The sequence below is a fragment of the Pseudomonas sp. TWI929 genome (assembly GCF_039673335.1).
Lineage (GTDB): Bacteria > Pseudomonadota > Gammaproteobacteria > Pseudomonadales > Pseudomonadaceae > Aquipseudomonas.
The window spans coordinates 14,681-38,213 of record NZ_JBDJLK010000054.1; the positions used below are offsets into that span (position 1 = coordinate 14,681).

Consider the following 23,533-nt stretch of genomic DNA (forward strand, 5'->3'; position numbering starts at 1 on the left):
GATGAACAAACTAGTCGTGAGTCTGCTGTTGACCCTGGGTGTCGCAGGTGCGGCCACTGCTGCGCAACCTATCAAAGGCGATGCCGCCGCTGGCCAGGCCAAAACAGCCGTCTGTGGCGCCTGCCACAACCCTGACGGCAACAGCCTGGCACCGAACTTCCCCAAACTGGCTGGCCAGGGCCAGCGCTACCTGGAAAAACAACTGCACGATATCAAGTCGGGCAAGCGTACCGTGCTGGAAATGACCGGCATGCTGGCCGCGTTCAGCGACCAGGACCTGGCCGACATCGCCGCCTACTTCTCCAGTCAGAAAGGCAGCGTGGGCGCCGCCGATCCCAAGCTGGTCGAGCGTGGCCGTGCGCTGTTCAATGGTGGCGACCTGGAAAAAGGCATGCCGGCCTGCACTGGCTGCCACTCGCCGAACGGCGCGGGTATTGCCCTGGCTGGCTTCCCGCACCTGGGCGGGCAGCACTCGCAGTATGTGACCAAGCAGCTCACAGACTTCCGCGAAGGCAACCGCACCAACGATGGCGATGCCATGACCATGCGTACCATCGCTGGCAAGTTGAGCAACCACGACATCGAAGCGTTGGCCAGTTACATCCAGGGCCTGCATTGAGGCCATCACGGGTGCTGCATTAACTTTCAGTTAATGTTGTTGGCCAAAGATGAAAGGGCGGCCTGGCTGCCCTTTTTTCAGTCCGCAGCCGTTACACTACAGAACCCGGGCCCTTCCCGGCCTGTCTCAGTGCAGGTCGCGTCGTGGCGACCCATGAATGCTCAGGAGTAAAGCATGCGTAAACTGATTCTCAGCGCCGCGCTGGTCGCTGCCAGCGTATTTGGCATGACTGCCGTGCAGGCCGCCGAGCCTGTCGCCGGCAAGGAATACCTAGAGCTGAGCAACCCTGTTCCGGTGTCCGTGCCTGGCAAGATCGAAGTGGTCGAGCTGTTCTGGTACGGCTGCCCACACTGCTACCACTTCGAGCCGACCATCAACCCATGGGTTGAGAAACTGCCCAAGGACGTCAACTTCAAGCGCGTGCCAGCCATGTTCGGCGGCCCGTGGGATGCTCACGGCCAGATGTTCCTCACCCTCGAGGCCATGGGCGTCGAGCACAAGGTGCACGCGGCGGTGTTCGATGCCATCCAGAACCAGCGCAAGCGCCTGACCGACCCTAAAGACATGGCCGATTTCCTCGCCACCCAGGGCGTGGACAAGGACAAGTTCCTCGCTACCTTCAACTCGTTCGCCATCAAGGGCCAGGTCAACCAGGCCAAGGAACTGGCGAAGAAGTACGAAATCACAGGCGTACCGGCCATGGTGGTCAACGGCAAGTACCGCTTCGACCTGGGTACCGCTGGCGGGCCGGAAGGCGTGCTGAATGTCGCCGACCAACTGATCGCCAAGGAGCGCGCCGCTAAATAAGCGGCGTACCCATGCCCCGCTTCAGAACTACGCGTGGCATTGGCCTGCACCAGCCGCAGGTCAACGAGCATCACCTGCAGGCCTCTGGCCTGCCCGAGGATGGTCGCCTGCGGCTGCTCAGTTTCAACATCCAGGTGGGTATCAGCACCGAGCGCTACCGGCATTACCTGACCCGTAGCTGGCAGCATCTGCTGCCGCACAATGGGCGTGCCGGCAACCTGCAGAAGATCGGTGAGTTGCTCGGCGACTTCGACCTGGTGGCCTTGCAGGAAGCCGATGGTGGCAGCCTGCGCTCGGGTTACGTCAACCAGGTCGAACACCTGGCTCATCTTGGCGCCTTCCCCTACTGGTACCAGCAACTCAACCGCAACCTTGGGCGTTTCGCCCAGCACAGCAATGGTGTGCTCAGCCGCCTGAAGCCGCAGTTGCTCGAAGACCACCCGTTGCCAGGCCCTGCCGGGCGCGGCGCGATCCTGGTGCGCTTTGGCGAGGGCGAAGATGCGCTGATCGTGGTGATGATGCATTTGGCACTCGGTGCCAAGACCCGCGCCCTGCAGTTGGGCTACATCCGTGAGCTGATTGGTGGTTATCGCCATCAGGTGCTGATGGGCGACATGAACACCCATGCCACCGACCTGCTGGAGCACTCGCCGCTGCGTGATCTGGGCCTGATTGCCCCACAAGTCGAAGCCACCTTCCCCAGCTGGCGACCGCAGCGTTGCCTGGACCATATCCTGCTCAGCCCAAGCCTCACGCTGGAGCGTGTCGAGGTGTTGGCGCGGCCAATTTCAGACCACCTTCCCGTTGCTGTCGAGATTCGATTGCCTGATGCATTGACTGTGGATACGCTGCCGGTCTTGAGCTAATTGCCATCACCGTTTGCGGACCCGGGCATGACTGAAGACGCTGAGCGCTGGAAAGAAAAATACCTTAAAAGCATCGAGCAGCAGGAAAAACTCGAACGCCGTTGGGACGCTCGACTCGACTTGCTGCGTCGCGGCCTGGTGCGCAGCACCCTGGCTGCCGAAGGCAGTGACAAGGTGGTGGACCAGTGCATGAAGGAAATGCGCGAGGTCATCCGCAGCGACACCATGGACGCCGGCCTTGCCGGGTTGATTCCGCGCCTTGAGAAAGCGGTGCTGGACTCTGAACAGCGCCGTGAAACCCGCATGAACCAGGTCAGCGATGCACTGACCGCGCTGGTTGGCCAACTGCAAGTCTTGCCGCTGCCAAGCGATATCTCGCGGCCGTTGAAAAAGCTGGCGAAGAAGCTCGACGGTGGCGTTACCCAGTCACGCGACTTGCCGCCATTGCTGGGTGAGTTGAGCGGCCTGCAGGGGCGCGCGCTATCGGCCCTAGGCAAACCGGGTGATGAAGCCCGGCCCGGCTTTTTGCAACGCTTGTTCGGCAGCCGTGACGATGACGCGCAAGGCGAGCCTGAGCTTGTGCTGGCAGCTGCGCCAGCAGCCCAGGTGCAGGCCCAGGCGGTGGCGGGCATCGCCCAAGCCTCGCAACCTGATGATGCGGATGTGCTACAGCCGTTACCCGTCCCTGCAGCCGAGCCGGCCGCAGCGCCCGAACCCGAGCAGGAGGCTTCGGGCCCGGCGCTGATCGATGCCGCCGAGGCGCCACCAGCCCCGCAACGGCAGCTGCTAAAAGAGGAAGTGCCAGAGCCGGACGCTGCCGATTCGCTGGCTGAAGCAGCACCGACAAGCACACTTGAAGAAACCTTCGGCGAAGACGGCCCCTACGCCCTGCCCTACGCAGTGGAGCCCCCTTACAGTCAGGTAGCGGCGCACATCGAGCAGACCCTGATCGGCCTGCTCGACGACCTCAGCCTGCCCGAGCGGCACAAGGCCCAGGCCTTGGCAATGCGCGAGCGGGTCGCCCGCGGTTTGAACTGGTATGAGCTGATTCCGGTGCTGGATGACCTCGCCGTGCTCATGTTGGCGATCACCGATAGCGGCCAGCACGAATTCGAGACCTACCTGCAGCAGCTCAACGAGCGCCTGGAAGGTTTCCAGAGCCACCTGCACGAGGCCAGCGCCGGCCACGCCGACAACAGCACCGCCGCCCGCGAGCTGGATAGCCAACTGCGTGAGCAGGTCGACGGCTTGCAGAGCAGCGTGCAGGGTGCCGCCGACGTGGACAGCCTCAAGCACATCCTGGAAAACCGGCTGGAGGGGCTGCTGGTAACCATGGACGAACACAAGCACGAGCGTGATCGCCGCGAGCAAGAGCTGGCAGGTCGTTTGCAGGGGTTGTCCGAGCGGGTGGCGAGCATGGAGCATGAGGCGCTCGGCTACCGCGAGCACCTGGAGGAGCAACGGCAGAAAGCCCTGCTTGACCCTCTTACCGGGCTGCCCAACCGTGCGGCCTGGAGCGAGCAGGTTGAGCGCGAAGTGATCGAATGGCAGGAAAACGGCGGCCACCTGGCGATGGCCATCCTCGACCTGGACCATTTCAAGCGCATCAACGACAGCTATGGGCACCTGGCCGGGGACAAAGTACTGAAGATCGTCGCGGATCAACTGCGTAAACGCCTGCGTGGCCGTGACTTCATTGCCCGTTTTGGCGGCGAGGAGTTCGTGCTGCTGTTGCCGCAGACCTCGCCGGCAGCGGCCGCCCAGGTGGCCGAGGTATTGCGGGCCACGGTTGAAGCGTGCCCGTTCCACTTCAAGGGCGAGCGGGTGGTGATCACCACCTCTATCGGCCTGGGTGCATTCCGTTCTGGCGAGCGCGGCGATCAGGTGCTCAAGCGTGCAGATGCAGCGTTGTACCGGGCCAAAGAGCAGGGGCGCAATCGCGTCGAGCAGGGGTAGATAGTTACCGCGTCCTTGGTGGTGAGTGGATCGACACTGGCAAGCCTGGCCAGCAGGTGGCTGGCCAACGTGGATCCACACAAGGAACCGGAATATGAAAATTCGAGCATGCTGCGTGGCGCTCATGATCGGGCTGGCCTTCCAGACCGGCGCCCACGCCAGGGAAACCGTCCTGACAGCACATGTAGCCGCAGATGGCACGCTGCTGCATCAATCCCCTCAATGGATCAGCAGCGTTGAACTGCAAGGACAACCCAACTACTACAACCAGTACAAGGTTTTGCTCAAGCCTTCCGCCATGCCAGGTGAGCCTCGTTTCTGCGTGGCTTCACCTATCGATGCCAGTAGCTATGAGCGGCAACTTCATGGCCAGGCCAAAGTCATCGGAGTACCGCGAGCCAGCCATGTGACGGTCATGACCCAGTTAATAGATGTGCAGGGCCCAAGCGGCGACAACGCGCTGGAATTCATGCTGATGTGCAACCGCTGACTCACGGTAAGCGCGGCCATGGAGAGCACGTTATACTGTAGCGCTCATACGCTGAGGCCACTGACGTGCTTTCCACGGTAAAAAAAACCCTGATTTCCTTCCTGCTTTTGTCTGTCGCCGGTTGCTCGACGGGCCTGCGCATCGACCGCAGCCACCCTTCGGTCAACCAGGACAACCGCATCCAGTTCGTTGTCCTGCACTACACCAATGCCTCCCTTGAGCGCTCTCTTGAGTTGCTGACCCATGGCGAAGTCAGTAGCCATTACCTGATTGGTGACGGCCCGGCGACGGTGTACCAGCTGGTGGATGAAAGCCGCCGCTCGTGGCACGCCGGTGATAGCCAATGGCAGGGGCGGACCTGGCTGAACTCTTCGTCCATTGGTGTCGAGATCGTCAACCCGGGCTTCACCGATACGCCGAATGGCCGGGTCTGGCACCCTTACAGCGAGGCGCAGGTCCAGTCGCTGATCGCGTTGCTCAAGGACATCGTCAAACGTAACAACATCGAACCCCGGCACATCATTGGCCACAGCGATATTGCCCCGCTGCGTAAGCTGGACCCGGGGCCGTTGTTCCCGTGGAAGCGCCTGGCCGATGCCGGGCTGGGTGTTTGGCCGGATGCCAATGCAGTGGCGCGGCAACAGGCCTATTTCAACGTCAATCCGCCGAGCGTAGGCTGGTACCAGCAGGAACTGGCGCGGTTTGGCTATGCGATCGAACAGACCGGTGTGCTGGATGTTGCCACCCGCAATGTAATTGCCGCCTTCCAGATGCGCTTCCGCCCGCAGCGTTTCGATGGCATGCCTGATGCGCAGACGGCGGCGATGCTGCAGGTGCTCAACCGGATGCGTTGAGCTGCCGATTGCGGGGCCGCTCTGCGGCCCATTCGCGACACCAGGCCGCTGATGCAGGTTCCTGCGCAAACTGCAGCGAGGCGCCAAACGGTGAGGGTGATTCTCGATTCAGTTGCTATACCTTAGTAATCAACTGGATGCCCTCGATGTCAGCTCTCATTGCTACGCTGCGCCAAATTTTCTACCGCCCCTGGATGCTGGCCACCTTGGCAGCACTGGCCAGCGCCGCTGTCTTGCTCTCCGCCAGCATCGGCATTGCCCTGCAACAGATGAAGCAAAGCGAGAGCGAACAGATGAACGCCCAGGGCGAACGCTTTCTCGATCGGCTCGAGCAGGTGTTTGGCCAGTTGCGGGAAGGGGTCGACCTGCTGCAGGCGCAGCCCTTGCGTGGCTGCAACCCGGCGATGCTGGCGGCATTGCAGCAGGTTGGCCTGAGTTCGCGGTTCATTTATGAAGCAGCTTACGTAGACGGCGATGTCGCCTGCTCCAACCGCGGTGATGAACGGGCGTTTGAGCCCTTGCGGGCACCCGACATCCAGGGGCCGACCTACAGTTACTGGCTGAATACCACGACCGAACCGAACGAGAACCTGGCCGCGCTGATGCTGGGGCGAGGCAAGTTCGTGGTTTCCACCTCTCGCGGGCACCTGACCGATGTAGTCGACCTGCCCCCGGGCGGCAGCCTGGTGGTGGTGCTGGACAACGGCGCCCGCGCCATCCCGGTCCTGGGCCCGCCGCAGGTATGGCCACCGCCCTCGGCCTGGTCGACCAGCCACAAGTCGCTGCTCGAACTCAGCGACCGCCTGATCTACCGCATGCCAACCAAGTCACCGGACTACCAGCTGGTGCTGATTGCTCCACGGGCCAGCCTGCCTATAAGGATGAACGGCATGCTCTGGCTGTTGTTCCCGGGCAGTGTGCTGGCTGCCTGCTGTATTGGCTGGCTGGTGCTGCAACTGATCCTGCAACGGCGGTCGATGAGCTCGGAATTGCAGAATGCCTTGCGCCGCGGGGAGCTGCAGGTGCTCTACCAACCCATTTTCGAGCTCGACAGCCGGCGCTGCGTAGGCGCTGAAGCACTGGTGCGCTGGCGGCGCCCGGACGGCACGCTGACCAGCCCGGACCTGTTCATCCCGCTGGCAGAAAACACCGGGCAGATCCGCCAGATCACCGACTTTGTGTTGCAGCGTGTACTTGAACAGCTGGGCCAGCTGTTGCGCTCACACCCTAAACTGTACATTTCGGTAAACCTGGCAGCCTGTGATGTGATGGTGCCGCGTATTGGCCGGGTGGCGGCACGCTTGCTGGCTTTGCACAGGGTGGCGGCCAGCCAGATTGCCTTTGAGGTGACCGAGCGTGGCCTGATTGATGTGGTGGTGGCCCGTGACAACCTGCAGGCCCTGCGCTCTGTGGGGCATCAGGTGCTGATCGACGATTTCGGTACAGGCTATTGCAGCCTGGCCTACCTGCAGACCCTGCCGGTGGACTGCCTGAAGATCGACAAAGCATTCATCGATGCCCTGGGGCATGACGCTGCCAGTAGCGGTGTCGCCCCGCATATCATTCGCATGGCCCATGACTTGCACTTGCGGGTTATTGCTGAAGGCATCGAGTGCGAGGACCAGGCGGTGCTGCTCAACAGTGAAGGGGTCAACTATGGCCAGGGCTGGCTATTTGCCCGGCCGCTGAATGCCCGCCAGTTTGCCGAGCTGGTAACGCGCGGGCAGGTGCCGCGGCGGGTTGAGCATTGAGTGATTTCCAGCGGCCTGTGAGATTCCTGACCAGTACTGGACTCGCAGTTCAAGCTTGGCATCAGACCGGCAGCGCCATATAGAACTGGGTCCCCTGCCCCGGCCGGGAAAACACGCCCATGCGCCCGCCATGCAGCTGCACGATTTCCTTGCACAGCGCCAAGCCCAGCCCCGCACCACCTTTCTTGCGGCCTACCTGCACGAAGGGCTCGAAGATGCGCCCCTGCTGGCCATAGGCAATGCCCTCGCCGTTGTCTTCGACACTGATGATCACCCGCTCCGCATGCCGCCGCGCGTGCAGGCGGATACACCCGCCGTTGGCAGTATGGCGGATGGCATTGTGCAACAGGTTGTCCAGCACCCGGTCGAGTTGGCCGACATCGGCCTGGATGCGCGGTAGTGGCGGTTCCAGCGCCTGGATCAACTCGATTTGCTTATGCGCAGCCTGCTCGGCAAAGCGCAGTTGTGCACGTTCCAGCAGTGCGTCGATGGCGCAGGGGGCTAACTCCAGCTTCTGTAGCCCGCTCTGGTAGCGCGAGAAGTTGAGCAGGTCGTTGATCAGTTGGGTCAGGCGCTGCATTTCCTCGCCAATGGTTTCCAGCAGGTCGCTCTCACGCGCCTCGGGCGGGAACTTGACCCGCTCGCGCAACAGGCCGAAGGCCATGTGCATACCGGTTACCGGGGTACGCAGCTCGTGGGACGCGCGCAGCACGAACTCGCTGCGCACGCGTTCGAAGGCCCGTTGCTCGGTGACATCGTGCAGCACCATTACCGCACCGAGGATCGGCCCCTGCGGGTGGCTGACCGGGGTCAGGCTGTAGGTGAGCAGGCGGCTTTCTTCATCCACTTCCATGTTCAGATCGTCTGGCGGCCGGTCCAGGCTGCCGCCGCGCAGCACCTGACGCAGTTGCTGCTCCAGCTCCGGTCGTTGCAGGGCTTCGGCCAGGCTGCTGCCCACGCGGCTGCCGTTCCAGCCCAGCTGGCGCTGCGCCACTGGGTTGAGGTGTTCCAGACGGCCTTGGCGGTCGATGATCAGCAGGCCATCGTCGATGCTGTCGAGCACGGCCTGCAAACGTTGCTGGCCGGCCAGCAGTTCGTCAACGTTGGTAGCCTGGTGCTTGCGCAAGGCATCGGCCATCAGGCCGAAGCGGCGGGTCAGCTGGTTCAGCTCGGTGGCTTGGGTGACTGGCAGGGTGACGTCGAAGTTGCCTTTACCCAGTTGGTCGGCTGCCTTGGCCAAGGCCTCGATCGGCTGGCCAAAGCGCCGGGCGATGTTGTGCGCAGTAATGAAGCCCAGTACCAGCACCACCAGGCCCATCAGGCCAAGCACACCGCTGACCAGCAAGGCGTGGTCACGGGTGTGCTCCTCGCTGCGGGTGATAAGGTCCAGGGCCTGCCGGTGGGAGTCGATCAGGTCGGTGCGCACCTGGTTGAACGCAGCGCCCAACGGCTGCTCGACACCCATGCTGCGAGCTGGCGCAGGGCTGTCGCGGTAGGCCTGGAGGAAAGCCTGGTAGTTGCTGCTGGCCTTGCTGAAGCCGGTGCGTTCGCCGCCTTGCTCCAGCCCTTGGTTCAGCAGGGTCTGGAAGTTGTCCTGCAGCAGCCGCAGGCTTTCCGGCGCAGTGTCTTCATCGAGGATCAGGGTCAACTGTTCGCCGAGGTTCTGGCGCAACTTCAGCCCCACTTCCAGAGCATGGGTGGTATCACGCACCAGCCGTTGTTGCACCGTGGCCATTTGCAGCACGCTAACCAGGCCCAGCAGCAGCCCGAGCAAGGCCACGGTGATCAGTGCCGAGATGCTCAGGAAAAGCCGCGTGCGCAGCTTCATGGGTGGCCATTTCATAGGTTGTACTGCTTGCGCTTGCGGTACAGGGTGGAGGCGTCTATCCCCAAGGTCTTGGCGGCCTGGTCCAGGGTGTCGCTGGCGGCCAGCACGGCACCGATATGGGCGCGCTCCAGCTCATCCAGGCTTAGTGCGGCGCCGATGCGAGGGGCGTTGCCAGCAGGCTGTTCGCCCATGCCCAGGTGGCTGATTTCAACGCGCTCCTGCGGGCAGATGATGCTGGCCCGCTCCACCACGTTGCGCAGCTCGCGAATGTTGCCGGGCCAGCGGTAGTTGAGCAGCGCCGCTCGGGCTTCGTCACTGAAGCCTCGGGCGGGTCGGGAATACTCTTTGACGAAACGGGCGAGGAAGCGCTCGGCCAGGGTGAGGATGTCTTCACTGCGCTCGCGCAGGGGCGGCAGGTGCAAGGTGATGACGTTCAGGCGATACAGCAGGTCTTCGCGGAAGCGGCTTTCGCGCACCATCTCTTCAAGGTTGAGGTTGGTGGCGGCCAGAATGCGCACATCGGCGCGGCGGGTTACCGGGTCGCCGACGCGTTCGTATTCCTTGTCCTGGATGAAGCGCAGCAGCTTAGGCTGCAAGGTCAGTGGGAAGTCGCCGATTTCGTCGAGGAACAGCGTGCCCCCGTCGGCCTGATTTACCCGGCCCAGAGTGCTTTCGCTGGCGCCGGTGAAGGCGCCGCGGGTGTGGCCGAACAACTCGCTTTCCATCAGCTCGGCGTTCAGCGACGGGCAGTTGATGGTCACGCAGGCTTTACGCGCGCGCTTGCTCCAGCCATGAATGGCCCGGGCCAACTCACCTTTACCGGTACCAGACTCGCCAAGGATCAGGATGTTGGCGTCGGTAGTGGCGACCTGGCGGGCGGTTTCCAGCACTGCCATCATGGCCGGGCTGTGCGAGTCCAGGCCGTCCTTGGGTTTGCGTACTTCACCTTCCAGGGCCTCCAGGCGCGCGGAAAGCTGGCGCACTTCCAGCTGCTTGGCGGTGGCCAGGCGCAACTGGTCGGGGCTGCATGGCTTGACCAGGTAATCGGCTGCGCCGGCCTGGATGGCGTCTACCGCCGTGTCGATTGCCGAATGTGCGGTGACGATCACCACCCGCATCCACGGGGCCTGGATACGCATCTGCGCCAGCACGTCGAGGCCGTTGTCTTCACCCAGGCGCAAATCGAGGAAACACAGGTCGAAGACCTGGCGCTGCAGCAAGGTTTCGGCCTGGGCGGCGCTGTTGGCCGTGGCCACGCTGTAGCCCTCGTCCTCCAGGCAGTAACGGAAGGTGCGCAGGATTGCGGACTCGTCATCTACCAGGAGAATGCGGCCTTGGTTGTCCTGAGCTGGTTCCATTTCCTGCGCTCCTTAGGGATAGGTCTTCAATTAGTGTGGGAAAAATCGGGCAAGTTGCATGGTCAATTCTGAAGGATTCTGTCCTTCGCGTGCTAGCCAATGGCCAATGGACGCCTGCAGGCCGCGTATCCCGATGATTTGCTTAGAGGTATGCGATGGCACATTGGTTGCGATGATTTTCAGCTTTTGCCTATAAAAAGAGCACTGCCGCGCCCTTTTCCATCCGCTGGCGCGTACCACCGACGCCTGCGCCGCGATCGCCTTGTAGATCGCCCGGCTAATCATGACCAGCGCCGCGTGGATGCCGACCTGCTCAAGGTGGCGACCAAATCGTGCAATTCGCACGACGGCATGGGCGGCATCGTGCAGGATACGTCCTGACTGATGTCGTTCTTTGTTTTTAAGTAATTGATTTTTATGGATTTTTCTAGATAGAAAAGGCTGGCATGCAGGCTGCAATTACTTGTTCAGGTGAACAAAAATTACAGCAGGAGGAGCCGGCATGAACCGCCAATCCGTCAACCGCTCACAGACCGCCGCACTGCCCTTGCACCAGATGCTGTCACTCGGCATGGCGCTGCTGCTGACCTTGGCCGCTGGCCTCTTCTATTACAGCTGGCAGACCGCGCAGCTGGCCGAGCAAGTGGCGGCACAGACCGCCCTGTTGACGCAGATTCAGGCAACCCGTGCCAACACTCTGGTCAAGGCCGCAGACCCATTGCCTGCTGGCCAAGCCACAACCTCGCCGGCCCCGTTGGAACATGTCGTGCCTCAGGACCGCTGGGTGTTCTGACCTGCCGGCCAGACCGATTCCGAAAAAGAAAGGAGAACCACCATGCTGAGTTGGGCTATCACTTTCCTCATCATCGCCATTGTCGCCGCCGTACTGGGCTTCGGTGGTATTGCGGGCGCTGCCACCGGTATCGCGAAGATCCTGTTCATTGTCTTCCTGGTGCTGTTCGTAGCCTCCTTCTTCTTTGGACGTGGACGAGGTTGAAGATGGGCAGGAAGCTTTGCCGGGGAACGCTTGGGCAATTGGGCGGTCAACTTGACCGCACGAAGGCAACGCTGCATGAGCAGCACAAGCGTGACCCGCATCGGTACCGAGCATTTGCAGCCGGTACGGATAAAAGGTCACCCACTGTCACGTAATAGAAGCTGAATCTTTCTATATTTCAGCCTTCTACGATGCGCCGCCCCGAGGAGGGGCGGCACATGACCAAGGGGTCGGGCTGTTCTGATTGTTGCAGGATCGGAGTGGCCTAGGGGTACAGGGAGTGCCTCCAGCCATGGGCCGGGTCAGGAAAGGCGGAATCGGAAGTATCAGGTCGGCGGTGTCATAGGGGATACCTTGCCAGACCTGACTTCCGAGGAGCCCTGTAGGAAACGCCGCTTCCCTTGCGCGTTTTTTCCCTTGAGACACATTTTGTCTCGACCGTACATCAAATTTTTTTCGACCTTCCTGGTGCTTGTACAAGTGTCATTTCTGCCATTCGGATTGTCGAACAAGCCATCTACCGCGTCCTTTTCCTACTGCCAAATCTGCCGAAATCTGGCGGTTTGGTCTTGTTCGGGATTCCGAACGTTGTAAATCAAGCACTTGCGAGCACCCCGTTTTGCGGCAAAACAGTATGCATAAACGGTATGGGGTATGCGCTTCCGGCATTAGATTTCCCCCTTTGCCATCGCAATAGTTGCCGCCTTTTTCGCTGGCCAGAGCGCCCTGTCGCTCGCCTGCGGTGTCCTTACATGAAGTCGCCGGATGGAAGCATTTGCTGCCCGTGACCTAGCCAATGGCTCTGTTACGCGCATTTCCATTGGGTGCCATGACCACTAGAACAAAGGGTAAAGACATGAAGAAGGCAAAACTGAGCCTCGCCTGGCAGATCGTTATCGGTCTGGTCCTGGGCGTTGCAATCGGCGCGCTGCTGAACCACTTCAGCGCGGAGAAGGCCTGGTGGATCAGCAACGTCCTCCAGCCCGCCGGTGACATCTTCATTCGCCTGATCAAGATGATCGTCGTCCCGATCGTGATTTCGTCGCTGATCGTGGGTATCGCCGGGGTTGGCGACGCGAAGAAACTGGGCAGCATCGGCCTGAAAACCATCATCTACTTCGAAGTGGTGACCACCATCGCCATCGTCGTCGGTCTGGTACTGGCCAACCTGTTCCACCCGGGCGCCGGCATCGACATGAGCACCCTGGGTACCGTGGATATTTCCAAGTACCAGGCGACTGCGGCCGAAGTGCAGCATGAGCACGCGTTCATCGAAACCCTGCTCAACCTGATCCCGTCGAACATCTTCGCAGCGCTGATGCGTGGCGAAATGCTGCCGATCATCTTCTTCTCGGTCATGTTCGGCCTGGGCCTGTCGAGCCTGCAGGCAGAGCTGCGTGACCCGCTGGTGCGTACTTTCCAGGCTGTATCGGAAACCATGTTCAAGGTCACCCACATGATCATGAACTACGCCCCGATCGGCGTGTTCGCCCTGATCGCCGTGACCGTGGCCAACTTCGGTTTCAGCTCGCTGCTGCCGTTGGCCAAGCTGGTGCTGCTGGTGTACTTCGCCATCGCCTTCTTCGCCTTCATGGTGCTGGGCCTGGTCGCCCGCCTGTTCGGCTTCTCGGTGATCAAGATCATGCGCATCATGAAAGATGAGCTGATCCTGGCGTACTCCACCTCCAGCTCGGAAACCGTATTGCCGCGTGTGATCGAGAAAATGGAGAAGTACGGCGCGCCGAAGTCGATCTGCTCGTTTGTGGTACCGACTGGCTACTCCTTCAACCTGGATGGTTCGACCCTGTACCAGAGCATCGCGGCCATCTTCATTGCCCAGCTGTACGGTATCGACCTGTCGTGGAGCCAGCAGCTGCTGCTGGTACTGACCCTGATGGTCACCTCCAAAGGTATCGCCGGCGTGCCGGGCGTGTCGTTCGTGGTCCTGCTGGCCACCCTGGGCAGCGTGGGCATCCCGCTGGAAGGCCTGGCCTTCATCGCCGGTGTCGACCGCATCATGGACATGGCCCGTACCGCGCTGAACGTTGTCGGCAACGCCCTGGCAGCCCTGGTCATCGCCCGTTGGGAAGGCATGTACGACGCAGCCAAAGGCGAGAAGTACTACGCCTCGCTGATGGCCGACAAGCAGGAAGCTGCGGTGGTTGGCGAAGCTGCCAAGCGCTGAGCCTGACTGCTGTTTGACCAAGAGCCCCGACTTGTCGGGGCTTTTTGTTGTCTGTAAGGATCGCTGGCACCTGTACCGGCCCTATCGCCGGCAAGCCAGCGCCCACAGGGATATCACAAGGCCGGAGGCCAGCGCGGTACCTGTGGGCGCTGGCTTGCCGGCGATGAGGCCGGTACAGACAACTTCCGCTATCATTCGGGCATTTTTCAGGGGGAACACACGGATGCTCAACGGCCTTTGGCTCGGCTTTTTCCTGGTGGCGGCGGTGTCCGCCCTGGCCCAATGGCTAGTAGGCGGCAACGCTGGCATCTTCGCGGCAATGGTCGAAAGCATCTTCGCCATGGCCAAGCTGTCGGTCGAGGTGATGGTACTGCTGTTCGGCACACTGACCCTGTGGCTGGGCTTTCTCAAGATCGCCGAAAAGGCCGGTATCGTCGAATGGCTGGCCAAGGTGCTGGGCCCGCTGTTCGCCCGCCTGATGCCAGAGGTACCGCCCGGGCACCCGGCCCTGGGCCTGATCACCATGAACTTTGCCGCCAACGGCCTGGGCCTGGACAACGCCGCCACGCCGATCGGCCTGAAGGCTATGCGCGCTCTGCAGGAGCTGAACCCCAGCAGCACCACGGCGAGCAACGCGCAAATCCTGTTCCTGGTGCTCAACGCCTCGTCGCTGACCTTGTTGCCGGTCACCATCTTCATGTACCGGGCCCAGCAAGGTGCACCGGACCCGACCATGGTGTTCCTGCCAATCCTGCTGGCCACCAGCGTCTCGACCTTGGTCGGCCTGCTGTCGGTGGCAGTGATGCAGCGCCTGCGGCTGTGGGACCCGGTGGTGCTCGCCTACTTCATTCCCGGCGCCTTGCTGCTGGGTGGCTTCATGGCTTTCCTTGGCACATTGTCGGCGGCGGCGCTGGCCAGCCTGTCGTCGATCCTGGGTAACCTCACGCTGTTTGGCGTGATCATCATGTTCCTGGTGATTGGTGCCTTGAAGCGGGTGCAGGTTTACGAAGCCTTTGTCGAAGGCGCCAAGGAAGGCTTTGATGTGGCCAAGAACCTGTTGCCCTATCTGGTGGCGATGCTGGTGGCAGTGGGTGTGCTGCGAGCTTCAGGCGCGCTGGAGCTGGCCCTGGACGGTATTCGCCATGCGGTGAACTGGATGGGCCTGGACACCCGCTTCGTCGAGGGCTTGCCCACTGCCCTGGTCAAGCCGTTCTCCGGCAGCGCGGCGCGGGCGATGCTGATCGAGACCATGCAGACCCAAGGCGTGGACAGCTTCCCTGCACTGGTAGCGGCAACTATCCAGGGCAGTACCGAAACCACTTTCTATGTGCTGGCGGTGTACTTTGGTGCCGTGGGTATCCAGCGCGTGCGCCATGCGGTGGGTTGTGCACTGCTGGCCGAGTTCTCCGGTGTGGTCGCGGCGATCTTCGTCTGCTACTGGTTCTTCGCCTGATTTTTTGGGGCCGCTCTGCGGCCCATCGCCGGCAAGATAGTTGCTCCCACCTCGACCGCGTCGTCCTCAAGCCAAGTGCAATCCCTGTGGGAGCTGGCTTGCCGGCGATGAGGCCCTGGCAGGAGATAGATTCCGGACAGGGCTTTAGTGAGCGGTAGTGCTGCCAGCCTGCGCAATCGTCCACCCCACCACCTGCCCGGTCAGCTGATCACAGGCCTGGCCAAACCCAGCCACCACTGCTGACACCTGCTTGTCGGCCAGCGGCTGGCGGACTTCGAAGCGCTTGCTGGCGATGATGCGCTGGTTGCGGCCCTGGACCAGGCGTGCGTCATAGCGGATCACCACCTCCACCACGCCATCCGCACGGTATTCACTCTGGAACGCCTGCAGTTCACCGGCCAGCTCGTAGTCAGCCTGCAGGTTGCTGTCATCGGCGCTCAGGCGCTGCACCTGGCCGTCACGCTGGAAGCCGTCGAGCAGGCGGTTGCGCAGCAGCACCGGTACGGCATCGCTCCAGCGTGCGCCCTTGTAGCTGCTGACCACATTACCCTGGGGTATCACGGCAATCCGTGGCCCGGCCAGCACTTCGCTGGCCAGCGGCTTGTTCAGGCGCAAGGACCAGTCCAGCGCCGGCGCCGTGCGGCTGGGCTGGTTGACCGGCAGGCGGTAGAGATCGACGGGTTCGCTCTGCGGCAGGATCGAGCAGGCACTGGCCAGGCTCAGCGCGGCCGCCAGGGCCAGCAGGCGCAGCGACGGTTTCATGGCTGGAACTCCTTGTTGTTGTCGCGGCCGAGCAGGTAGCCGCTGGGGTCGGCCTCCAGTTGCCGGGAAATGCCTTTGAGTGCGTTGAGGGTTTCGCGCAGCTCGCGAATGGCCGGGGTCAGCTGGTTCAGGCCCTGGGCGCCGTCGCCGATGGCTTCGCTGTTGTTCTTGAGCAGGTTGTTGATGGTGGCAGTGCTTTCAGCCAGCGACTGCATGGCCTGCTCGGCGCTACCGATAGCCTGCTTGCCTTCGCTGCCCAGCAAGCTATTGGCATTGCGCATCAGCGTCTGGGTTTCCGCCAGGGTGGCGCTGGCCTGCTTGCCCACCTGCACCAGTTGCTCGATGGCCTCGGCGATGCTGCCGTGCTGGCCGGCAAAGGCGCCGGTGGTCTTGTCGAGGTTGGCCAAGGTGTTGCTGAAGTGGCCAATGTTGTCTTCGGAGAACATCTGGTTGGCGTTGTGCAGCAGCAGGTTGATATTGGTCACCAGGTCGCTGCTGTCATTGAGCAGGCGTGAAATCGGCGACGGCGAGGCGATGATCACTGGCAGCTTGCCGTCCTTGCCCTTCAATTCGGGGCTGTGCGGGGTGCCGCCGCTGAGCTGGATGAACGAGTTGCCGGTAACGCCGGCCAGGGTCAGCTTGGCCTGGGTGTCTTCCTTTACCGGGGTATCGGCGCTCAGGCGCACGCGTGCCAGTACTCGGCGCGGGTCTTTCGGGTCCAGGCGCAGGGTGGATACATCACCCACCTTGATGCCGTTGTACTGCACCGGGCTGCCACGGGACAGGCCGGAAACAGCCTCGTTGAACACCACTTCGTAGTCCTTGAAGGCATCGTCGACGCTGGATTTGGCCAGCCACAGGCCGAACAGCATGGCACCGGCCACCACCAGGACGGTGACCAGGCCGATAAGGACGTGATGGGCTCGGGTTTCCATTGCTCAGCGCTCCTGCCCGGCGCGGGTGGCGGCCTGTTCGGCTGCGCGCCCGCGTGGGCCGTGAAAGTATTCTTGAATCCAGCTGTCGTTGGTCTGCTCGACCTCGGCCAGCGGGCCAGCCACCAGGACCTTTTTCTGCGACAGCACCGCGATGCGGTCGGTGATGGTGTACAGGGTGTCGAGGTCGTGGGTGATGAGGAACACCGACAGGCCCAGGGCATCGCGCAGGGTCAGGATCAACTGGTCGAACGCGGCGGCGCCGATCGGGTCCAGGCCGGCGGTGGGTTCGTCGAGGAACAGGATGTCCGGGTCCAGTGCCAGGGCCCGGGCCAGCGCTGCGCGCTTGATCATGCCCCCCGACAGTGAGGCCGGGTACTTGTCGGCAGCCGAGATCGGCAACCCGGCGAGGGCCAGCTTCACGCCGGCCAGGTGCTCGGCATCGGCGCGCGACAACCCGGCATGCTCGATCAGCGGCAACGCCACGTTCTCGGTCACGGTCAGTGAAGAGAACAGCGCGCCCTTCTGGAACAGCACGCCAAAGCGCCGCTCGACCAGTGAGCGTTGTTCTTCACGCAGGCCGGCCAGGTCCTGGTCGAACACCTTGATCTGCCCTTCATTGGGCCGGCGCAGGCCGATGATACTGCGCAGCAGCACCGACTTGCCGCTGCCTGAGCCGCCAACCACGGCAAGGATCTCGCCGCGATACAGGTCCAGGTCGAGGTTTTCATGCACCACCTGGCGGCCGAAGCGGTTGCAGATCCCGCGGGCTTCGATCACGCGTTCTTCGCCACTCACCAACCCATCTCCATACAGAACAGGGCAGCCACCGCGTCCAGCACAATGACCACGAATATCGACTGCACCACCGCCGAGGTGGTGTGTGCCCCCACCGATTCGGCACTGCCGCTGACCTTGAAGCCTTCCAGGCAGCCGATGGCGGCGATCAGGAAGGCGAAGAACGGTGCCTTGGCGAGGCCGACCAGGAAGTGCTGCACGCCGATGTCGCTTTGCAGCAGTGACAGGAACATGGCTGGCGAGATATCCAGCGTCAGTGCGCACACCACTGCGCCGCCAACGATGCCGCAGATCATTGCGACAAAGGTTAGCAAGGGCAGCGAGATCAACAGGGCAAGTACCCGGGGTACTACCAGCAATTCCATGGGGTTCAGGCCCAGGGTACGGATGGCGTCGATTTCTTCGTTGGCCTTCATCGAGCCGATCTGCGCGGTGAACGCGCTGGCGGTGCGGCCGGCCATGAGGATGGCGGTGAGTAGCACGGCGAACTCACGCAGGAACGAGAACGCCACCAGGTCGACGGTAAAGATGGTTGCGCCGAAGTCGGCCAGCACCGTGGCGCCGAGGAAGGCCACCACTGCGCCCACCAGGAAAGTCAGCAGGGCAACGATGGGGGCCGCGTCGAGCCCGGTCTGTTCGATGTGTGCCACGACCGGGGTGAAGCGCCAGCGGTGGGGCTGCAGGGCTCGGCGCAGCAAGGTTTCGAGAATGACGCCGACAAAGCCGAGCAGCTGCATGGTGTCTTGCCACAGTGTGCCGACAGCACAGCCGATGCGCTCTAGCAGTAACAGCAATACGTTGCGTTCGGGCTCCCTGACCGGGATGCAGTAATCCTGGACCGAGCAGTAGACGTTCTTGAGCAGTGCGCGGCTGGCTTCAGGTAGCTCGTGGGTGCAGCACGACAGGCGCTCGGAACCGAGCAGCTCGGCTAGCAGCGAGGCGCCGGCGGTGTCCAGGCGGCCCAGTTGGCTGAGGTCGGCAATGGTGTCGGCAGCGTACTGCCCCTGCAATCGCTCGCTTTCACGCTTGAGGCTGGCGTAGTGCGCCAGGGTCCAGTCACCGGTAATGCGCAGGCAGGCCGGTTGGCTGCTGGTGTCCAGGGTGGCGCTGGGGGTGGTCATAGGCTCCATGCAATTGACTCGGCGCTAAGGCTTAGGGGCTGATCATAGCGCAGCGGGCATGGGCTGTTTGGTGATTATGTGCTGTCTGCACGGGCCTAGGGGGCCGCAAAGCGCCCCCTTTCAATCACTGCGCTGGTGAATCGTCGACCACCTTGAAGCGCAGCACGCCTATCACCTGGCCATCCTCGGTCAGCACCCTCACCTGCCACTTGCCCACCGGGTTCGGCGGGAAGTTCTGCTTGTGGGTCCAGGCCCGGTAGCCTTCCTTGCGCCCACCGTGGATGTCCAGGGCAATGCGGTCGACTTCCTGGCCGTCCTTTTGCCATACATGGTAGATCCGCTCGTTCAGGCCCCGTGGCGCGTTGATGGCGGTGTAGGCATACAGGCCGCTGCTGCGGATGCGACTGGCGGCAATCTCATCCAGTGAATCACCCGGCTGGCGGTTCAGCACTTCGGTGCTTACCGCCACTTCGGTCATCCACAAAGTCGCCGGAGGCACCCAGGAGCGCAGCAGCCAGCCCCCACCGCCGACCGACAGGGTGACCAGCACCAGGGCCACGGCACGGCGCCAGTTGTTGATCGGGAAGCTGCTGGCCAGGCTGGGGAACGACAAGGCCATGGCTGCGATCAAGGCCAGCTTGAAGCTCTGCGCGGTGGTCAGGTGCAGGATGATCGGCAGCGCGGTCAGCAGGGCGGCAAACAGGGTCAGGGTATGCAGCGCCAGGAACAGCCAGCGCCGCGGTGCCAGCCACTTGTAGTACAGCGGGTCGATGATCGAAATAAGGCCGGCGGCGCCGAGCAACCCGGTGAACACCAACTGGCTGCTGTTCCAGGTGGTGGTAATGAAGAAGAACGGCAGCACGAAGAACAGTGATTCCTGGTGGATCATCTGCGTCGCGTAGCGCAACAGCGGCTGCGGGATTTCGCGGTTGAAAGTGCGTGCGAACAGGCCGGTGAGGGTGTTTTCCAGCATCAGCCAGACCCAGCTGACCAGCATCAGCACGGCTACCCAACTGGCCAGGCCGGCCTGGCGGTCGACCAGGATGAAGCTGCCGATGCCGGAGAGGAAACCGCAAAGCGCGATGATGCCGGGGTAGCGTTTGAGCAGTTCGATGATGCGCTGGACGATATGGGGGATTTGGGGCATTGGGGGCTACAACAGGGAGGAATGGGGGCTGTGCTGGCCTCTTCGCGGGTGAACCCGCTCCCACAGGGTTAGTGCAATGACTGAAGTTTGCACTGCATCTGTGGGAGCGGGTTTACCCGCGAAGAGGCCGGTAATGGCAAAAGGATACCGCCGATTCACCGCTGCCGTGTAGCACCACTCGGCCTTTCAGGCCCATGCCGCCGCCAGCGCAGCAGCCCGGCCGCCAATATCAGCCCTGCCAGCAAGGCGACCAGCCCGTATAGCTCGTCATAGCCCAGTAACGGCTTTTCGATGCGCACATAGCCATCTTCCTTGAGCAGCTCCTTCAGCGCCTCGTTGGCCTGCGCCAGGCTGACCTGGCGCAGCTTGCGCACCGGGTTGGCAAAACGCCCGTCGGTATAGTCGTTCAGCGCCCCCCAGTAGTAATCGGCCAGGGCGCTGTTGCCCTGGGTACTCCAGCTTTCCTTGGCGACACTGGCGTCCTTGATGCGCGCGAAGGTATCCGGGTCGAGGCCTTCCTTGCGCAGGTGGTCGAACAAGGCTTGCATCAGCGTGACAGCCTGGTCGATGTCGTCGCGCTCCAGGTCGGCATTTAGGCTGAGCAGGCCAGTGTCGCCAAAGCTTTCACGTTGCACCGACGGGCCGTAGGACAGCCCGTTTCGCAGGCGCAGCTGGTCGTACAGCGCCCAGTCCAGGTAGCGCGACAGTACGTCGAGGGTGGCCTGGTGGTCGTTGTCCAGCACCGGCTCGATGAACAGCCAGTGCAGCTTGACGCTGTCGCCCAGCCAGCCGCGGGTCAGGTTGCGGCGTTGCTCGGCTTGCTGGGTGATGCTCTCCAGGGTGCGGCGTTCTTCCGGCTCGGTGGCGGGCAATTCGCCAAAGGTGCGCTCCAGATAAGCCGGCAGTAGGCGGTCCAGGCCACCGACGACGATCAGGGTCATGTTGTTGGCCGCGTACCAGCGGTCACGCAAGGCCTGTACTTGTTGCAGGGTCATGTCGTCGAGGTTGGAGCGCTCCGGGCATTTCAGGCCTAGCTCGGTCGCCAGCTGATCGCTGGCGGGGTGGCCAATGTCCTGGCGGTCGAGCCAGCGCTGCAGGTGGCCATAGTGGCCGCCATCTTCACGTTCGATGATGCGCTTGGCGGTGGCCAGGGCCTTGGCATCGATGCGGGTGTCGCGTATCACCGCCAGCAGCAGGTCGAGGACTTTACGCTGGTTGCGCGCCGGGGCTTCGATGACGAAAGTGGTGTCGGCACTGCTGGTATAGGCGTTCCACTCGCCGCCAAGCGATTGCAGGCGCTCTTCCAGGCCGCCTTCACCCGTTTCGTCGATGCCGCTGAACAGCAGGTGCTCAAGCAGGTGTGGCAGCTCTTTCTGCTCGCAAGTGAAGTCGTCCAGGCCCACCCCGACTACCAGGCGAATCGCCACATGGTCACGTTCGTAGCCGTTTTTCAGGATGACCTGCAGGCCATTGGGCAACAGGTAGCCTTCAACCCGTGAGCGGTCGAGGGCGAATGAGGGCAGGCTGCAGATCAGCAAGCATACGAACATCAGGCAACGCATGGGCGAGCGTGGGTCCTCTGGTAGGCGAAATCACGGCAGACGGGCTTCGTCCGGCACGCTGTCGAGCATCAGCCCGCCCGTGTCCGAGCCGCCCAGTACCACATAGGCACTGCTACAGAACAAAGAGTTCAACCGCTTCATGTCGGCGATCAGCTCCAAGTGTAGCGAACTGGTCTCGATACTTTGCATTACCTTGCGCTGCAGGCGGCTGACATGGGCGTGGGCAAGGCGCCGTTCCTGGGCGCGAAAACGGCGTTTTTCCCGCAGCAACAAGCGGGCGCTTTCCGGGTCGGCACTGAGAAACACCGACAGGCCCAGGCGCAAGTTGGCCAGTAGCTGTTCCTGCAGGCTGGTCAGTTCTTCAAGGCCCACCTGGGAAAACTCCCGGCGTTGGCTGGTTTTCTGCTGTTGGACCTTGCGCAGCATGCGTTCGACCAGGTCGCTGGCCAGCTTGAGGTTGATCGCCAGCTCGATGATTTCGGCCCAGCGGCGGTTGTCCTGCTCGCTGAGGTCTTCGCGTGACATCTGCGCCAGGTACAACTTGATCGCGCTGTACAAGGCTTCGGCGTCCTCGCCCAGTTCGCGAACCTGCTGCGGCAAGGCTGTGTGGGTGCCGCGCAGGGCGCCGAGCATGGCCTCGAGCAGGCTGTCGACGATATCGCCCAGGCGCAGGGTTTCGCGGGCGGCATTGGCCAGGGCCAGGCTTGGCGTTTCCAGCGCCGAGGTGTCGAGGTGGCGCGGGCGCACCTGGCCGTTACTGGCCTCCCGCTCGGGCAGCAGGATGTTGCACAGCCGGCCCATGGGTTTGACTGTTGGCAGCATAAGCAGGCAGCGCAGCGTGTTGTAGAGCAAGTGAAAGCCGATAACCAGCTCCTGCGGGCTGAAGCTGAGCGAGTCCATCCACGCCACCAGCGGGTGCAGCACAGGGATGATCAGCAGCAGGCCGATCAGCTTGTACAGCAGGCTGCCCAGGGCCACGCGGCGCCCGGCGGCGTTCTGCATACTGGTGCTGATGAAGGCCAGCAGGCCGCTGCCGATGTTGGCGCCGACCACCAGGCCAATGGCTACCGGCAAGCTGATGACCTCGGCACCGGCCAGTGTCGCGGTGAGCAGCACGGCGGCCAGGCTGGAATAGGAAATCATGGCGAACATTGCCCCGACCAGGGCGTCGAGCATGATGTCGCCGGTCAGTGAGGCGAACAGCACTTTCACACCCTGGGCGTGGGTGATCGGCGCAGCTGCCTGCACGATCAGCTCCAATGCCAGGATGATCAGGCCAAGCCCGATGCCTACCCGGCCCAGCTGGCCGGCTCGTGTCTGTTTGCGCGAGAGGAAGAAGATCACGCCCAGGAAGATGAGCAGCGGCGATAGCCACGACAGGTCGAAGGTCAGCACCCGGGCCATCAGCGCGGTACCCACATCGGCACCGAGCATGATTGCCAGGGCCGGGGTCATGGCCATCAGGCCCTGGCCGACGAACGAGGTGACCAGCATGGCCGTGGCGTTGCTGCTTTGCACCATGGCGGTAACCAGGATACCGGCGATGAATGCCAGTGGGCGCTTGTTCATGTTCTGGCTGATGATGCGCCGCAGGTCCGAGCCGAATACCCGAAGGATGCCGGTACGCACGATATGGGTGCCCCAGACCAGTAGCGTTACGGCCGAGAGCAGGTTGAGCAGGGTCAGCATGGCGAAGGCCCCCTGTGCACTGGCCCAGTGGGCCAAGAGAAGAAGCGTGAGCGTTTGAAGAATTTTCAGTGCTCACTCAAAGCTTTAGTTGTTTTGCGCAGCTGTCGCCAGCTTCGCATGGTGGTCATTTATTTGAAACACATGGGAGATGAATGTTGCCTGTGCTGGCCTCTTCGGGGCGGTTCGACGCCTCGACAAGCCTGCTCCCACAGGGGCCGCGCACTGGCATGCAGACATGAAAAAGGGCCCCGAACAGACTGTGTGAAAACCTAGCAATCTGCCCGGCCCTTTAAGAGAATGCTCCGTATCGAAAGATACGGAGCATTTTTCGTTATGGCCTACATACAAGGAGAGTCCC

The 23,533-nt window shown here is 62.3% G+C and carries 21 protein-coding genes; 11 read left to right on the plus strand and 10 right to left on the minus strand.

All coding sequences use genetic code 11. The annotated features are described in order from the left end of the window. The first annotated feature begins 1 nt into the window (after window position 1). The 7 genes from ABE456_RS19510 (at window position 2) to ABE456_RS19540 (ending at window position 7,343) form a co-directional block, all read left to right on the plus strand. The gene (locus ABE456_RS19510) at window positions 2–619 is read left to right on the plus strand and encodes a c-type cytochrome (RefSeq protein WP_346645376.1); all 618 of its coding nucleotides are present in this window, start codon (window positions 2–4) and stop codon (window positions 617–619) included. Window positions 620–793: 174 nt separating this feature from the next. After that, a complete protein-coding gene (gene dsbA / locus ABE456_RS19515; protein WP_346645377.1) occupies window positions 794–1,426 on the plus strand; it encodes a thiol:disulfide interchange protein DsbA in 633 nt (210 codons plus the stop codon). 11 nt (window positions 1,427–1,437) lie between these two features. Continuing rightward, entirely contained in the window at window positions 1,438–2,292 is an 855-nt protein-coding gene (locus tag ABE456_RS19520; RefSeq protein ID WP_346645378.1) for an endonuclease/exonuclease/phosphatase family protein, read from the plus strand. A gap of 27 nt (window positions 2,293–2,319) precedes the next feature. Continuing rightward, window positions 2,320–4,248 (plus strand): diguanylate cyclase, encoded by a 1,929-nt coding sequence (locus tag ABE456_RS19525; RefSeq protein ID WP_346645379.1) that lies wholly within the window; start codon window positions 2,320–2,322, stop codon window positions 4,246–4,248. Between the two features lie 94 nt (window positions 4,249–4,342). Further along, window positions 4,343–4,738: a hypothetical protein gene (locus ABE456_RS19530; RefSeq protein WP_346645380.1), complete on the plus strand. Its 396-nt coding sequence runs from the start codon at window positions 4,343–4,345 to the stop codon at window positions 4,736–4,738. Window positions 4,739–4,803: 65 nt separating this feature from the next. Further along, window positions 4,804–5,592, plus strand: a complete 789-nt coding sequence (locus ABE456_RS19535; protein ID WP_346645381.1) for an N-acetylmuramoyl-L-alanine amidase — start codon at window positions 4,804–4,806, stop codon at window positions 5,590–5,592. Window positions 5,593–5,738: 146 nt separating this feature from the next. Beyond that, window positions 5,739–7,343, plus strand: a complete 1,605-nt coding sequence (locus tag ABE456_RS19540) for an EAL domain-containing protein (RefSeq protein ID WP_346645382.1) — start codon at window positions 5,739–5,741, stop codon at window positions 7,341–7,343. A gap of 61 nt (window positions 7,344–7,404) precedes the next feature. Here ABE456_RS19540 and ABE456_RS19545 read toward each other — a convergent pair whose 3' ends face one another. From ABE456_RS19545 to ABE456_RS19555, 3 genes are read right to left on the minus strand one after another with little or no spacing between them, the layout of a single operon-like run. Continuing rightward, window positions 7,405–9,186, minus strand: coding sequence for a KinB sensor domain-containing domain (locus ABE456_RS19545; protein ID WP_346645383.1), 1,782 nt, complete (start codon window positions 9,184–9,186; stop codon window positions 7,405–7,407). Further along, entirely contained in the window at window positions 9,183–10,529 is a 1,347-nt protein-coding gene (gene algB, locus ABE456_RS19550) for a sigma-54-dependent response regulator transcription factor AlgB (protein ID WP_346645384.1), read from the minus strand. The genes ABE456_RS19545 and algB overlap by 4 nt, the downstream gene beginning before the upstream one ends. Before the next feature lie 30 nt (window positions 10,530–10,559). Further along, complete coding sequence (locus ABE456_RS19555) at window positions 10,560–10,988, minus strand: hypothetical protein (RefSeq protein ID WP_346645385.1); 429 nt, start codon at window positions 10,986–10,988, stop codon at window positions 10,560–10,562. 43 nt (window positions 10,989–11,031) lie between these two features. Here ABE456_RS19555 and ABE456_RS19560 point away from each other — a divergent pair, with 43 nt between their 5' ends. The 4 genes from ABE456_RS19560 (at window position 11,032) to ABE456_RS19575 (ending at window position 15,164) form a co-directional block, all read left to right on the plus strand. Beyond that, window positions 11,032–11,322, plus strand: a complete 291-nt coding sequence (locus ABE456_RS19560) for a hypothetical protein (RefSeq protein ID WP_346645386.1) — start codon at window positions 11,032–11,034, stop codon at window positions 11,320–11,322. Window positions 11,323–11,364: 42 nt separating this feature from the next. Beyond that, window positions 11,365–11,526, plus strand: a complete 162-nt coding sequence (locus tag ABE456_RS19565) for a DUF1328 domain-containing protein (RefSeq protein ID WP_003252966.1) — start codon at window positions 11,365–11,367, stop codon at window positions 11,524–11,526. A gap of 856 nt (window positions 11,527–12,382) precedes the next feature. Beyond that, entirely contained in the window at window positions 12,383–13,711 is a 1,329-nt protein-coding gene (gltP, locus tag ABE456_RS19570; protein ID WP_114167660.1) for a glutamate/aspartate:proton symporter GltP, read from the plus strand. Between the two features lie 223 nt (window positions 13,712–13,934). Beyond that, the gene (locus tag ABE456_RS19575) at window positions 13,935–15,164 is read left to right on the plus strand and encodes a nucleoside recognition domain-containing protein (protein ID WP_346645387.1); all 1,230 of its coding nucleotides are present in this window, start codon (window positions 13,935–13,937) and stop codon (window positions 15,162–15,164) included. A gap of 144 nt (window positions 15,165–15,308) precedes the next feature. Here ABE456_RS19575 and ABE456_RS19580 read toward each other — a convergent pair whose 3' ends face one another. The 7 genes from ABE456_RS19580 to ABE456_RS19610 all read right to left on the minus strand — a co-directional run bounded on the left by ABE456_RS19580 (window position 15,309) and on the right by ABE456_RS19610 (window position 23,175). Further along, window positions 15,309–15,926 (minus strand): ABC-type transport auxiliary lipoprotein family protein, encoded by a 618-nt coding sequence (locus tag ABE456_RS19580; RefSeq protein ID WP_346645388.1) that lies wholly within the window; start codon window positions 15,924–15,926, stop codon window positions 15,309–15,311. Beyond that, window positions 15,923–16,861, minus strand: coding sequence for an MlaD family protein (locus tag ABE456_RS19585; protein ID WP_346645389.1), 939 nt, complete (start codon window positions 16,859–16,861; stop codon window positions 15,923–15,925). Before ABE456_RS19585 ends, ABE456_RS19580 begins: the two co-directional genes overlap by 4 nt. Before the next feature lie 3 nt (window positions 16,862–16,864). Continuing rightward, window positions 16,865–17,656, minus strand: a complete 792-nt coding sequence (locus ABE456_RS19590) for an ATP-binding cassette domain-containing protein (RefSeq protein ID WP_346645390.1) — start codon at window positions 17,654–17,656, stop codon at window positions 16,865–16,867. Beyond that, entirely contained in the window at window positions 17,653–18,786 is a 1,134-nt protein-coding gene (locus tag ABE456_RS19595; RefSeq protein ID WP_346645391.1) for an MlaE family lipid ABC transporter permease subunit, read from the minus strand. The genes ABE456_RS19590 and ABE456_RS19595 overlap by 4 nt, the downstream gene beginning before the upstream one ends. 115 nt (window positions 18,787–18,901) lie before the next feature. Further along, window positions 18,902–19,924 (minus strand): DUF5924 family protein, encoded by a 1,023-nt coding sequence (locus ABE456_RS19600; RefSeq protein ID WP_346645392.1) that lies wholly within the window; start codon window positions 19,922–19,924, stop codon window positions 18,902–18,904. Window positions 19,925–20,079: 155 nt separating this feature from the next. Further along, window positions 20,080–21,486, minus strand: a complete 1,407-nt coding sequence (locus ABE456_RS19605; RefSeq protein WP_346645393.1) for a pitrilysin family protein — start codon at window positions 21,484–21,486, stop codon at window positions 20,080–20,082. A 30-nt stretch (window positions 21,487–21,516) separates the two neighbouring features. Next, entirely contained in the window at window positions 21,517–23,175 is a 1,659-nt protein-coding gene (locus ABE456_RS19610) for a Na/Pi cotransporter family protein (protein WP_346645394.1), read from the minus strand. Between the last annotated feature and the right edge of the window lie 358 nt (window positions 23,176–23,533).

Coding starts and splice junctions, on each gene's coding strand:
- ABE456_RS19605 (WP_346645393.1), bottom strand. CDS start 21,486: ATGCGTTGCCTGATGTTCGTATGCTTGCTGATCTGCAGCCTGCCCTCA.
- ABE456_RS19530 (WP_346645380.1), top strand. CDS start 4,343: ATGAAAATTCGAGCATGCTGCGTGGCGCTCATGATCGGGCTGGCCTTC.
- ABE456_RS19600 (WP_346645392.1), bottom strand. CDS start 19,924: ATGCCCCAAATCCCCCATATCGTCCAGCGCATCATCGAACTGCTCAAA.
- ABE456_RS19565 (WP_003252966.1), top strand. CDS start 11,365: ATGCTGAGTTGGGCTATCACTTTCCTCATCATCGCCATTGTCGCCGCC.
- ABE456_RS19575 (WP_346645387.1), top strand. CDS start 13,935: ATGCTCAACGGCCTTTGGCTCGGCTTTTTCCTGGTGGCGGCGGTGTCC.
- ABE456_RS19610 (WP_346645394.1), bottom strand. CDS start 23,175: ATGCTGACCCTGCTCAACCTGCTCTCGGCCGTAACGCTACTGGTCTGG.
- gltP (WP_114167660.1), top strand. CDS start 12,383: ATGAAGAAGGCAAAACTGAGCCTCGCCTGGCAGATCGTTATCGGTCTG.
- ABE456_RS19510 (WP_346645376.1), top strand. CDS start 2: ATGAACAAACTAGTCGTGAGTCTGCTGTTGACCCTGGGTGTCGCAGGT.
- ABE456_RS19520 (WP_346645378.1), top strand. CDS start 1,438: ATGCCCCGCTTCAGAACTACGCGTGGCATTGGCCTGCACCAGCCGCAG.
- ABE456_RS19585 (WP_346645389.1), bottom strand. CDS start 16,861: ATGGAAACCCGAGCCCATCACGTCCTTATCGGCCTGGTCACCGTCCTG.
- ABE456_RS19525 (WP_346645379.1), top strand. CDS start 2,320: ATGACTGAAGACGCTGAGCGCTGGAAAGAAAAATACCTTAAAAGCATC.
- ABE456_RS19560 (WP_346645386.1), top strand. CDS start 11,032: ATGAACCGCCAATCCGTCAACCGCTCACAGACCGCCGCACTGCCCTTG.
- dsbA (WP_346645377.1), top strand. CDS start 794: ATGCGTAAACTGATTCTCAGCGCCGCGCTGGTCGCTGCCAGCGTATTT.
- ABE456_RS19580 (WP_346645388.1), bottom strand. CDS start 15,926: ATGAAACCGTCGCTGCGCCTGCTGGCCCTGGCGGCCGCGCTGAGCCTG.
- ABE456_RS19545 (WP_346645383.1), bottom strand. CDS start 9,186: ATGAAATGGCCACCCATGAAGCTGCGCACGCGGCTTTTCCTGAGCATC.
- ABE456_RS19540 (WP_346645382.1), top strand. CDS start 5,739: ATGTCAGCTCTCATTGCTACGCTGCGCCAAATTTTCTACCGCCCCTGG.
- ABE456_RS19595 (WP_346645391.1), bottom strand. CDS start 18,786: ATGGAGCCTATGACCACCCCCAGCGCCACCCTGGACACCAGCAGCCAA.
- algB (WP_346645384.1), bottom strand. CDS start 10,529: ATGGAACCAGCTCAGGACAACCAAGGCCGCATTCTCCTGGTAGATGAC.